The sequence below is a fragment of the Psychrobacter sp. D2 genome, assembly GCF_013608135.1.
Taxonomy (GTDB): Bacteria; Pseudomonadota; Gammaproteobacteria; order Pseudomonadales; family Moraxellaceae; genus Psychrobacter; species Psychrobacter cryohalolentis.
On sequence record NZ_JACDXZ010000010.1, the window covers coordinates 16,622 to 29,284 of the forward strand.

Below are 12,663 nucleotides of genomic sequence, written 5' to 3' on the forward strand. Positions count from 1 at the left end.
AAATCCTAGATATATAGCGATTAAATAAGCTGCAATAAAAAATCGCCCTTCTGAGGGCGATTTTTTTGCAGCTTATTTTAAATAATAACCATCTAAACAATATATAAATAACAATTTACATGTTTGGATAGTTAGGACCGCCGCCGCCTTCTGGCGTTACCCACGTGATGTTCTGTGAAGGGTCTTTGATATCACAAGTTTTGCAATGGACACAGTTTTGCGCATTGATGACAAATTTAGCGCCTTCCGCGTCTTTTACAATCTCATAGACACCAGCTGGGCAGTATAGACGCGCTGGCTCAGCATAGAGTGGTAAGTTAATAGTAACAGGCACTGTTGGATCAGTTAATTTTAAATGTACTGGTTGATCTTCAGTATGGTTGGTATTTGAGATAAATACTGACGATAATTTATCAAATACCAATTTGCCGTCCGGTTTGGCATAGGTTGGCTGATAGGCATGAGCCGCACGCTCAAGCTGATCATAATCTTTTTTATTGTCATGAATGGTCAAAGGCATTTTGCCGCCCATCAGATTTTGCTCTAAAAAGGTAAACGCGCCGCCCATCCATTGACCCATACGGTGCATAGCAGGAGCAAAGTTACGTGCTTCATAGTTGTCTTTATACAACCAAGACTCTTCAAACATCGTAGTATAAGCCAGCACTTCATCATGTTGACGATCTTCTTGCAAGGCTGCGAAAATCGCCTCAGCCGCTAGCATTCCTGACTTCATTGAAGTATGGGTACCTTTGATTTTGGCAGGATTTAAGAAACCTGCGTCATCACCAGCTAATACACCACCTGGGAAGGTGAATTTTGGCAAGGAGTTTAAACCGCCTTTAGTTAACGAGCGTGCGCCGTAAGATATACGTTTACCGCCTTCTAGAACATTACGAATAAGCGGATGTAGTTTTAGACGCTGCATCTCATCAAATGGCGACATATATGGATTAGAATAGGAGAGGTCAATAACAAGACCAAAGCTTACTTGATTGTTTTCAGCGAAATACAACCACCAGCCTCCAGTTGAACCAGTGTCAGTTAAAGGCCAACCTGAACCATGCATGACCACACCTTCTTCATGCTTAGCAGGATCAATATCCCATAGCTCTTTTAGACCAATACCATAGTGTTGTGGGTCACAGTCTTTATCAAGATTAAAACGACTGATCAAGCGCTTGCCTAAGTGACCACGGCTACCTTCGGTAAATATAGTATATTTAGCAAGCAGCTCATAACCTGGCTCAAAGCTATGTTTCGCTTCGCCACTGGCAGCCACACCCATGTCGCCTGTCAATACGCCTTTAACTGAACCATCATCATTATATAAAATTTCATCAGCGGGGAAGCCTGGGAACATCATGACTTCTAGCTCTTCAGCTTGTTGAGCCAACCAACGAACGACGTTGCCTAATGAGACAATATAGTTGCCTTGGTTATGCATGCTGGCAGGAATGACCGAATCCATTAATTTGATGGATTTGGTCGCTGAACCCAGCATATAGACGCGATCTTCAATTGCAGGAACGTTTAGCGGTGCGCCTTTTTCTTTCCAATCTGGAATCAACTCATCCAAAGCGCGTGTTTCCATGACCGCACCAGAGAGAGTATGAGCGCCAAACTCTGAGCCTTTTTCGACCACACAAACCATGAACTCATCGTTACCTGCTGCGATGGCAAGCTGGCGTAGACGGATGGCAGCTGAAAGTCCGGCAGGTCCACCACCAACGATAATGACATCAAATTCCATTGACTCACGTTCTACTTCAGGCTCTGCTGCAACAGGTTCTGGCGCTTTGTCGACAACGACCGTTTCAGCAACTGGCTCAACGGCTTTCGTATCTACAATAACGGGCGTTTCTTCAGCGAGCACTTCTGGTGTCACCACTGCTGGCTCTGAATTTGCTGTGTCTGTCACGATTGGCGTGTCGATATTTACAGTATCACCATCAATAACTGGCGATTGATTGTCTTGCTCTTGCATACCTACTCCTAAACTTGTAGTGGCTTATCTCAGGGCATCATTAGCTTAACAATTGAATAATAAGGCTTGTGGCGCTAACTTTACTCAGACATATGGCTGCCCGATAAAAAGGGTCTTTACGGTATCAGTTGACGACGTTACGATGAAAGTGTTTTTAAAAACCTTCAAAACATAACGTAAAATGTGTCGTTAGTACAACGCCCACCAGACTAGTTCAAATAAAAAATCGTTACTTATTATAAAAGAAAAGTCCCACAAACACGATACGCATTTCACAACATCAGTGTTAAGGTAAGATTAAGACGGTGGGGGTACAATGACGATATTGTCTTATCATACCCGAAACTAAAATTTATAGTAATAACAGATTTGCCAAACTTTGATTACTACGTGAAGGATTGTACGATGACAGATAATAATAAAGATATCGATGCCACGACTGTAAAAGATGCTGAAACCTCTAATGACAAGCTGTCTGAGCTAAATACTATAGACAATTTGAGCCAATATTTAAAGTCTGCGGCAGGGACACGTGAAGGACGTGCCATACCGCCACTAGAAAGTTGGCATCCTGAACAAATTGATGATATGGACTTGGTCATCAAAGCCAATGGCGAGTGGTGGCATGAAGGCGGACACATGACCCGAGAGTCATTAGTCAGTCTGTTTGCCACTATCTTATGGAAAGAAGAAAAAGAAGGCGTGACTGAGTATTTTCTAAAGACGCCCGTACAGAAATTGCGTATCCAAGTGCAAGATGCACCACTATTAATCAATGATGTCGGTATCGTCAACGAAGATACTAATAGTTGGCTTGAATTTACCACGACAACGGGTGATGTCGTACGCTTAGATGATGAGCATCCTATTTTTTTACGTCCTTATGACTCTGTTAATGTAGAGAGTGATGAAAATAGAAATGATCACTCTAATGATATGAATGCTGTTCATCATAGTCACGGAGAGGAAAACCAACAATTAACATCTGAGGTACAAATGCGGCCTTATATGCTGGTTCGAAATGGATTGACGGCACTTATTGGTCGCAATGTATTTTATCATCTAACCGAGATTGGCGAATTGACAGAGCAAGATGATAAAACCACGCTAACCCTGCAAAGTGGCGGTCATGCTTATACATTAACGATGACATCTATTTAACGGTCAATAATGAGCTATAATTAGGCAGTGATTGCTATTGATCTTGAGCAAATCTTGTTATCTATCTTATAGCCCTTTTTATTTATGGGTCTATAGTGAATTCAGTATTAAAGCGATACAGTAGGACTGGGATGAATTTTACGCAGCCTCTGTAGGCGTAGGCACAGCACGCCAGAAAAATTTATACCAGTACTGCGTTGAAACATAACGTATCTGTTTTATTTGGAATTGACTATATTATCGAAAGTAATATTGGTTAAATTTATTAGTAGGGTCGGTATGACAGTATTTTTATCAAAATGGCGGTGAAATAATATGAAAGTTGCCGCAAGTGCTGTTACTAACACAGTTAATACTTACTTAATAATTTCTGATAATAACACTGCTGAAGAAGCGATGGTCGATAGTGTGATATACAATCATAATAAAGGGACAAAGGCAGATCCAGACCGTAGCGCGCCCATTGGCTTATTTGATTCTGGTATTGGTGGCTTGTCTGTTTATCTACATTTAGCCCAGCAACTGCCCAATGAACGTTATATTTACTATGCTGATACCCTGAATGTGCCCTATGGCAATCGAGATAGTGATGATATTAAAACATTCACATTGACGGCAGTAGAGTGGCTATATCAGCAAGGCTGCAAGCTTATTGTCATTGCGTGTAATAGTGCTTCAGCCTATGCGTTGCAGACAGCAAGGTGTCATTATCCGCAGCTACCCATCGTGGGTTTGGTACCAGCATTGAAACCTGCGGTATTGGCCAGTAAAAGTAGTCATGTGGCGGTACTAGCAACCAAAGCGACTCTAAACGGTAAACTCCTGAACGATGTCATTGCTACGATAGCCAGTCCAAGTGCAACCAGAGTGACCAAATATTTTGACCCGCAACTGGTGCCTTGGGTAGAATCAGGTATGCCGGAAAACAGTGAAACAGCGCAAAATCTTCGTCAGCAATTGCAAGTGTTTGCAAAGGATGGGGTAGACCAGCTGGTATTAGGCTGTACACATTATCCATTTTTTAAAGACTTTGTGATGCAAGCCATTGAATCGCAAAGACTATCAATGCAAGTGGTTGATTCAGGTCAAGCAATTGCGGAGCGCGTTAAGCAATTGTTGATCGCCAATAATTTGTCAGCATTGCCTATAGATGGATTAGATGCCAGTTTGAGTGACAATCAGATTAAGCCACCGTTGATATTTTATGCGACCAAATACGATAAGCAGATGGATTTGCTGCTATCACGCTTACTTGGCGAGCAAACGCATTTACAATACCATCCTCATTTTGAGTATTAGCCTTAGGGGCTCCTAGGATTAATCTCGATACAGCTGTTATAATCCCGTAGTATATTAATGGAATTGGAAATAAAGTAAACGCATTCTAGCAATACTATGCTAGGCTTGTATTTACCAAACAGAATATTTTAACTGCTTATTATTATAATTTTTCTGAGAACTCTGAGAACGTATCTTTTTCGACCAGCTAATAGAGATTAGAGGTGATCGTGCCAAACCGTCGCTACCATATTCATATTGTATGCGCTGATAACGACCAGTTATTGGTATTGGATAGTATTGCGATATTTTTTCAAGGCCGTGCCTTTTTAACCTATGATGCTTCCAGTAGATTACCCAAAGCTTCGTTATATGGGCGTCAGTGTATTGATGCTTGTGATTATGCTTTAATGGTCATTGGCGATAGCTACGGTACGACGCAAAATAATGGTGTTAGTCAAATGCATTTGAGCTATCTCAATGCTAAAGCGAAGCTCAAACCTTTATTGATACTAATAAAGAAACATCATAACGGCGCCAATATCAGTAGACAGTTGCAAGAATTTACCAGTGCAGTAACGTCAAAAACGGATAAGATTTATTATTACGAGACAGAAAACGACATCGAGCAATTGCTTATCCAAGCCTATTACAAAATGGTTGCTAGCCATAATATAGCTGCGGGATGGATCAGGGTTGATGAAGAGGCGATGAAGACTAATAAACCTTCAGCATCTGAGACTCTAGCGGCTACTTTGACAAATAATAGAGTGACAGGGCAAGAGACTACTGTCGTCCCTAGTCAGAGTATGGACGATAATGTCAGTAAGCCAATCGTATTGACAGAGACCTTTGAGATTCACTATAAAGCCCAAGCTTATGAGGGAGGTAATTTAACCGATGTGACAAGACCAATGGTATTGTCATGGCAAGACGTATTAATTACTCTGATAAAGATGCCAGCTACTTTTTCAAGTTATGGTTTACAAAGTGGTATCAACCGCTTAATCGCTGTGCGAGCTGAGATCGATATCAAGCGCGAGATGCCAAATGTCCATGCTGTGGCACGTTGTCAAATCTCTCAAGACGATCTCAATCATCTACAGCGGCAATTGGTTGCTGCTAATTGGATACAGCTAACTACCTATGGAACACGGGTCACACAGGAGCTTTGGAAGCTGACTTTTTATGCAAAAAGTTTACTTGATGCAAAAAAGCCATCGATAGAAAATCCTGCTATATCAACCGCCACTAGCTAAATTATCGCCTTCGCTATTATCAGTCATTATCGTTGCTCCCAATCTTAGAACCTCATACAAATCATGATTGACTAACACGTTTTTTGCTGATGGCTACGTTTTGTAATACAAAGTATACGTGGTACTCGTTGTGAATCCCTTTGATACTCGTAATAATGATCAGGATGAACACATAATAATACTGAGCAATTAAGGAGAACCAATAATGAGTAATGCTAAAAATGACGCGTTAAAAAGTGAGTTGGATAGCTTAGAGCAAACCATGCATGAGGCAAGTCAGTTTCATACGTTAGAAGAGCAAGTAGCAGATATGAAGCGCCGCGGTATCGATCCGACCAAAGTCTATAAAGAATTGGATAGAAAGGAAGAGGATGCAGATTGGGGTGATGCCACGTGGAAAGAAAATGGCAAATGGGAGCCTAAGACGCCAGCAGATTTAGATGATAAAGCTCGTGAAAACTGGGATGGTGACAATGGTAAGCCGAATCCACCGCCTATCGTTTAATGTCTAAAAATTAGATATATCATGTAAACTGTGTCAAGTCATAAAGAGTGTCAGAACTAACATTATAAAAAAGCCACGCTAATTAGCGTGGCTTTTTATTTTTATTAATACTTAAAAGACATTACCTAATCAAGAGCCTTCATCAATACGTACCAGTTTTATAGTACCATCAGCACCCGTTACACGGCGATATCGCGTTGTACTTGAGTTTGATGGGCTGATCGCTGTAGGCTGCGAGTAGCTATTAGGTGCGGTATTTTGCTGTTGAATCAATTGTCCCATACGATCAGCAGACGCGGGGTTTAAAGGACGACTGTTTGTTGGCTGGTTATACTGATTGCCGTATTGCGAAGTATTAGGCGCCGTATTACCAACGATGGCACGATAGAATTTCTGCCCTGCACGTCCATCAGCTGGAAAAATGCCACGGCTAGACTGGTACTGCTGGATAGCAGTACGAGTATTATCACCGATAATACCATCGACGGCGCCGATATCATATCCTGCATTTAATAATGCTTGCTGAATCGCTCTGGATTCTTGGCGACCTATACCAGGATCGTCAGTTGGCCATGCTGTGATAAAGTCAGTTTTACTGCTACTCTCGCGAGTAATCAAATCTGATAAATGGGCAATCGCCAGTGCATAGCTTTCTGAGGCATTATAAGAATAGAATGTATCAAAGTTTTTACCGACTAAGAATGCAGGGCCGTCAGGACCTGCTGGTAATAATAATCCAGCACTACTCAAGTCAGAAGGCAGTGGGCTGCCATTAGCAAGGGTTAAACCTTGATTGCGCCAGTGGCTCATTGATTTTTTATCTTTACGGTTGGACGCTGCCCAAAATCCACTTGGCAGTTTTACCTCATAACCCCATGCTTCGCCTGAACGGTAGCCACGTTTATCTAAGAAGTTTGCCGTAGAAGCAAGGGCATCGGGGACGCTATTGACCAAGTCGCGGCGACCATCGCCATCGAAGTCGACTGCCAACTCTAAAAATGTACTTGGCATAAATTGCGTCTGACCAAACGCGCCTGCCCATGAACCTGTCATATCGCTTGGCGCAATATCACCGTTTTGTACAATTTTTAGTGCATTGGCATATTCGCCTTGGAAATAGCTTTGGCGGCGATCAAAGCAAGATAGGGTCGCTAAAGATTCAAACAAAGGCTTTTTGCCCAATGTCTGCCCAAAGTTAGACTCTACGCCCCAAACGCCTAATACGTGCTCGGCTTTAACGCCATAGCGCGATTCAATTTTACGTAACGTATCCGCCCATTGACGCTTGGCACGGATACCATCTTCTACGCGTTCGGTATCAACAAGTGATGACAAATAATCCCAAACGTCTTTTTGAAATTCAGGTTGATAGTTTAGCGATTGAATAACACTAGGGTCAGGCTCACTGGGACGATAGTTATTAAAGGTATAGCTATCAACATCACGAAATTTGCTAGAGTTTTTTAGACCATCTAGACACTGCTGAAACTGAGCATTAGACAAGTTTGGTGCGTCTGGCTTGGCAGCTTGAGCGGTGCTGGCAAGACTTAAGCCAATCGCTGCCGTCAATAAAGATAAGGTGGATAAGTGATTCAAGCGCATAAAAATATCCTATAAGCGTCGAAGTAGCTGTTAAAAAACAGTTACTAGAAATTAGTTATTAGAAAGTAAAACAAAGCGATGAAAAGTCGATTTTACTTAGAGTAACCAATCTCAATAGTAAAGAAAAGGTATCGTAGCACTCGGTTACTATAAGCTGACGTTGGCGTGAGGTTAGGATAGGGTTTTAGAAAAATCTAGCATTACATAATTTTAGGAAAGTCTTTGGTTTTAATGTGGATGATGAATTTTACAGGTGTTTTACAAAGCTATTTCGCTAAAATGATATCCAACTCCTCAATAAAATTATGAATACGCACTGCATTTTTACCCAAATCGCTACCGCCAACCCGCGATTTACTACGGATATCAACCAGACGCTCGCTACCATTATCATTGATACGTACAACGACATCATCTTTAAAACCAAACCACGCCGTAGTATCTGTTGCTTCAACAATACCTTTATTAGCATCGATATTGACAAGCTCCCAATCTAAATTTTTGGCAACTTGTTCGGCAGCGTTTACCAATTCAGCTTTTGATTGTGAATAGACTAGCGTTTTTAGTTCCGGATAGCCTTGACGTTGTTGCTCGGCAGTTGCTTCACCAGCATAAGCGACTGGATTGAGTGCGTCAGCCCGTAGCGGAGCAATAGCGACAAACTCAGGTGGGTTGACTAAGTCAGTTGAAATATCATGAATAGGCGCTACGCTTTTGCTCTTACTCAGCATACTAAGTGGTAATCCGAGAGCAACGGTGGATAACGCAATGGTGACTACCACATTGGCAAGCGTTAGTGTATTTCGCTTAAATATAACTTGTAATACGAGCAACACAAGCGCTGCAACAGCAGTCAATATGCCATATTTGAACCCTGTAAATACCGTACCTAATTCAATGATGTCATACTTATAAAGAGGGCCTGTCAATACGACTAATAAGAAAGCAATGAGACTTACGAAACTCACTAAAATTTTCATTAGATTTCTCTCTTATGGTTTATTCAACAACCAAACATGCTCTGTCACCGCCATCTCAGGTGCGGCGTTCAAAGTCGATGATTCGCCCTCGAGTTCTTGAATTTGATAGTGAGCGCTATAGTACTGCTGGATTTGCTCATGACTGATTGAAAAGGGCGGTCCTGCTCGCTCATTTTGGTCGTAATTGAGTGTCAGTAATAACTGAGGAGCGTTTTGACTGAGGTCGATGACTTGCTGGCTATATTGCAGGCGCAGCTCTTCTGGCATCGCAATTAATGCTGCTCGATCGTAGACCGCATCAACGCGACCAACATCATTAGTACTTAGCATAAATATATCTGCAACCCATAACGCTATTATTTGTCCTGATAACTGCCCTTGATAGCATTTAATATTTGAATTTTTATCATGCGCTTTTATCGTGTAAGAAATATTATTTTCAGCAAAAAATTCCTGTACCGCTGACTCAACCAATTCCAAGCCGACCATATCAAAACCTTGATTGGCTAGCCAAATCATATCAATAGATTTGCCGCATAAAGGGATGAATATACGGCTTCCGATGGCCATTTTTAAATCTAAAAAGTATTTAATCAATAAAGGATTCACTTTAGGCTGATTAAATCCGATGCGTTTTTCCTTCCAGCGAGCCTGCCAAAATTCTGGATTCATTGCTTTAGCCTTCAATTATAAGGATTTCTATTATCAGTTATTTTTTACAGTCGATGCATTATCATAACTTGTCGCTTGATATTGTCAAAGTCATTAACTCCAATAAAATTATCAGAAATTAAAAAAGCCAAATACTTATATTATAAGCATTTGGCTTTTATTAAATAATAAATTAAGACATGTCTGAAACGAATAAATTGTTAGGCAATGTGATGCTTAGCTCACCATATATTGACTGAACTCTTTGCGCAGTTTGGCAAGTTTTGGTGGTATGGCAAAGTTGCAATAAGCTTGTCCTGGGTTGCGATTAAAAAAGTCTTGATGTGTCTCTTCTGCTTGATAAAATTCAACCGCAGGATGTACTTCGGTCACCACATTTATACCCATGTCACGCAGCTTGTTAATGGTGCGATCGATGGTCGGTTTTTGCGTTTCATCAGTGTAGAACACGACGCTACGATATTGACTACCTACATCATTACCCTGACGATCCATCGTGGTGGGATCATGAGTGGCAAAGAAGACATCAAGTATCACTTCTAATGGGACAATCGATTCGTCAAATCCGATTTTAATCACTTCAACGTGACCAGTATTCCCACCGCAGACTGCTTCATAGTTGGCTGATACCGCATCGCCGCCCATATAACCTGATATTACAGACTGTACGCCTTTTACGGATAAAAATACTGATTCGGTGCACCAAAAACAGCCACCGCCTAATATAATGGTTTGCATAATTTTTCCTATTCTTATCATTATAAAATATGAGCCAAGCATGTTTTACAAATCTATTTTGCTTGGCGATATACATTTAGCTTAACAGCGCAGTTGCCTGCGATAAGTAACAAATAGTAATGTTATAATGGGCTTTTGCTACGTTAAAAAGCTCGTTATTATCAGCTGCTTATTATTGATAGCGTCAGTTAAGATGATTACACACGTTAAAGTTTAGTTTAATTACCAAAGAATGAGTCACATTATGAGCCAATCTCAGCCTACCACTGTTAAACATGACACCTTATTCACCACGCCACTAGATAAAGCAGCTCGCTTTTCATTTGATGAGCAAGTGGTGGCTTGTTTTCCGGATATGATTCGTCGCAGTGTTCCCGGTTATGGTCAGGTATTGGCGATGTTACCCATATTTGCTCGTCGTCATTGTAAATATCGCCAACAGAGTGATAGTGGTCAGCGTGTGAGCCGTATTTATGATTTGGGTTGTTCGCTGGGTGCTGCAAGTATGACCTTGGCTGGCGAGTTTGAGCCGCAAGATTTGCAAATTAAAGCGATTGATATTTCACTTGCGATGACCACTGAAGCGACTACTTTACTGAATGATAATTATCCTGAGCATGACATAGAGGTCATCACTGCGGATATTCGCGATATTGAGCTTGAGCCATGTGATATGGTGATTTTGAATTTAACCTTACAGTTTTTACCGGCTGCCGATAGAGTAGCGGTGTTAGAAAAGATTTATGCGGCACTCAGCGAAGGCGGTATATTGGTATTGACCGAAAAAACCCATGCTTTTGATGAGCAGTATGATGCGTGGTTGGTTGAACGTTATTACGATTTTAAACGCGCCAATGGCTATACCGAGATGGAAATCAGCGGCAAACGAAATGCACTAGAAAACGTCCTTATTACGGATACTTTAGATGAGCATCACGCACGATTGAGTGATGTTGGCTTTCAGCGTCATCTCACGTGGTTTCAGTTTTTAAACTTCGTCTCTATTGTGGCGTTTAAATAATTCTTATTTTTAACACAGTTGTTTTTTGATCAATACGGTAACCTGCTTTTATGCTTAACGACACTATTACCCACGCCGAACGTGAACTGTATTTAACCCTGCTAGAACTAGCGCAACAGCAGCCAAATGCTTATGAGTGGCTTACGCGCTTGCCAACATGGTTAAATGATATCAAGGACAAAGCCAACTACGCGCATGCACCTGCTTATCAAGCATCGGTAGCACGTTTGCCAACATTAACCGTCAATAATGTCGATCTGAACAGTGATGTCCTGACGATTGAGGCAAATCTTAGTGAGTCTCAGCGCAAACAAATAATGGCATTATTAAAGCAGCTCATGCCGTGGCGCAAAGGGCCTTTTCAAATTGGTGGTCAGATCAGTAGTCGTCAAACTGTTAATACTAAAGATGACAACTATACCAATGCGCCAATATTGATTGATACCGAATGGCATAGTGATTGGAAATGGCAACGAGTCGCACCGCATTTGAGTACTTTAAAAGGTCGTCGCGTCTTAGATGTTGGTGGTGGTTCTGGTTATCATGGTTGGCGTATGGCAGGGGCAGGCGCCGATACGGTCATCATCATTGACCCATCGTGCTTGTTTTACCATCAGTTTATGGCGATTCGGCATTTTGTAGGTAGCGCCGATGCGCATACTCATGTTCATGGTACAGGGCGTTATCGAACTCATTATATTCCAGTGCCGCTTGAAGCATTACCGGATAATAGCCAGCTGTTTGACACCGTATTTAGTATGGGTGTGCTCTATCATCGCCAATCGCCGTTTGAGCACCTGCAACAGCTTAAAGGGCAGTTGGTCAAAGGCGGTGAGCTGGTACTTGAAACTTTGGTAATAGAAGGCGATGCCAATACGGTACTGGTACCGCATGACCGCTATGCTCAAATGAATAATGTGTATTTTTTACCTTCGGTTGCCGCATTAATAGGCTGGTTAGAGAAAGCTGGTTTTACTGAGGTGCGCTGCGTCGATGTGGCAGTCACCTCGACGGAAGAACAGCGTAAAACGGAATGGATGACCTATCATTCGTTAGCAGATTTTTTAGATCCTAATGATGCCAGCAAAACTCTTGAAGGCTATCCTGCGCCGATGCGTGCTACTCTAATTGCCAAGAAATGATCGCCAAAAAATAATTGGCAAAGCAGTAAATCTTCAATGCTTTTTAGATAAACCACCGTGTAAATGCCATTTCTAACAATATTTTTAAGATAAAACCGATAAAACCAGCACCAAGTGCTAAAAACATCCAAAATGTACCAGCGCGACCAGCACCAGACTGTTTTGATAAGTCCCAAATGATAAAGAATAAAAAGGCAATAAAAATGGGCAACAAGATGTAAAGCCCCCAACTGGTAACGGTACTGGCAGCAATGGCAAACATAATTTTATCCTATATACGAAGTCATAAAGTACCACGTTCTCTGTTCGTTATTTTAT

General features: G+C 41.5%; 12 protein-coding genes. 6 read left to right on the forward strand and 6 right to left on the reverse strand.

Annotation, left to right across the window (positions count from 1 at the left end; all coding sequences use genetic code 11):
* Positions 1-115: 115 nt before the first annotated feature.
* Positions 116-1,753, reverse strand: coding sequence for an electron transfer flavoprotein-ubiquinone oxidoreductase (locus H0262_RS11760; protein ID WP_149410006.1), 1,638 nt, complete (start codon positions 1,751-1,753; stop codon positions 116-118).
* 639 nt (positions 1,754-2,392) lie between these two features.
* Here H0262_RS11760 and H0262_RS11765 point away from each other — a divergent pair.
* From H0262_RS11765 to H0262_RS11780, 4 genes are all read left to right on the forward strand, one after another.
* Entirely contained in the window at positions 2,393-3,148 is a 756-nt protein-coding gene (locus H0262_RS11765; RefSeq protein ID WP_181210869.1) for a DUF1285 domain-containing protein, read from the forward strand.
* A 315-nt stretch (positions 3,149-3,463) separates the two neighbouring features.
* Positions 3,464-4,447, forward strand: a complete 984-nt coding sequence (gene murI / locus H0262_RS11770) for a glutamate racemase (RefSeq protein WP_181210870.1) — start codon at positions 3,464-3,466, stop codon at positions 4,445-4,447.
* Positions 4,448-4,656: 209 nt separating this feature from the next.
* Positions 4,657-5,685, forward strand: coding sequence for a DUF4062 domain-containing protein (locus tag H0262_RS11775; protein WP_310502992.1), 1,029 nt, complete (start codon positions 4,657-4,659; stop codon positions 5,683-5,685).
* A 205-nt stretch (positions 5,686-5,890) separates the two neighbouring features.
* Positions 5,891-6,190: a hypothetical protein gene (locus H0262_RS11780; protein ID WP_011514557.1), complete on the forward strand. Its 300-nt coding sequence runs from the start codon at positions 5,891-5,893 to the stop codon at positions 6,188-6,190.
* Between the two features lie 129 nt (positions 6,191-6,319).
* On the opposite strand, the gene H0262_RS11785 is transcribed toward H0262_RS11780, so the two are convergent.
* The 4 genes from H0262_RS11785 to msrA form a co-directional block, all read right to left on the reverse strand.
* Complete coding sequence (locus tag H0262_RS11785) at positions 6,320-7,792, reverse strand: lytic murein transglycosylase (protein ID WP_181210872.1); 1,473 nt, start codon at positions 7,790-7,792, stop codon at positions 6,320-6,322.
* Between the two features lie 266 nt (positions 7,793-8,058).
* Positions 8,059-8,772 (reverse strand): DUF1499 domain-containing protein, encoded by a 714-nt coding sequence (locus H0262_RS11790; RefSeq protein ID WP_181210873.1) that lies wholly within the window; start codon positions 8,770-8,772, stop codon positions 8,059-8,061.
* 12 nt (positions 8,773-8,784) lie between these two features.
* Positions 8,785-9,444, reverse strand: a complete 660-nt coding sequence (gene tmpT / locus H0262_RS11795; protein ID WP_181210874.1) for a thiopurine S-methyltransferase — start codon at positions 9,442-9,444, stop codon at positions 8,785-8,787.
* 216 nt (positions 9,445-9,660) lie between these two features.
* Entirely contained in the window at positions 9,661-10,182 is a 522-nt protein-coding gene (gene msrA, locus H0262_RS11800; RefSeq protein ID WP_181210875.1) for a peptide-methionine (S)-S-oxide reductase MsrA, read from the reverse strand.
* A gap of 232 nt (positions 10,183-10,414) precedes the next feature.
* On the opposite strand from msrA, the gene cmoA reads away from it, so the two are divergent.
* Both cmoA and cmoB read left to right on the forward strand, forming a co-directional pair.
* Positions 10,415-11,203, forward strand: coding sequence for a carboxy-S-adenosyl-L-methionine synthase CmoA (cmoA, locus tag H0262_RS11805; protein WP_181210876.1), 789 nt, complete (start codon positions 10,415-10,417; stop codon positions 11,201-11,203).
* Between the two features lie 50 nt (positions 11,204-11,253).
* A complete protein-coding gene (cmoB, locus tag H0262_RS11810; RefSeq protein ID WP_181210877.1) occupies positions 11,254-12,345 on the forward strand; it encodes a tRNA 5-methoxyuridine(34)/uridine 5-oxyacetic acid(34) synthase CmoB in 1,092 nt (363 codons plus the stop codon).
* A gap of 43 nt (positions 12,346-12,388) precedes the next feature.
* On the opposite strand, the gene H0262_RS11815 is transcribed toward cmoB, so the two are convergent.
* On the reverse strand, positions 12,389-12,607 hold the full coding sequence (locus tag H0262_RS11815) for a DUF2788 domain-containing protein (protein WP_020444359.1): 219 nt from the start codon (positions 12,605-12,607) through the stop codon (positions 12,389-12,391).
* Between the last annotated feature and the right edge of the window lie 56 nt (positions 12,608-12,663).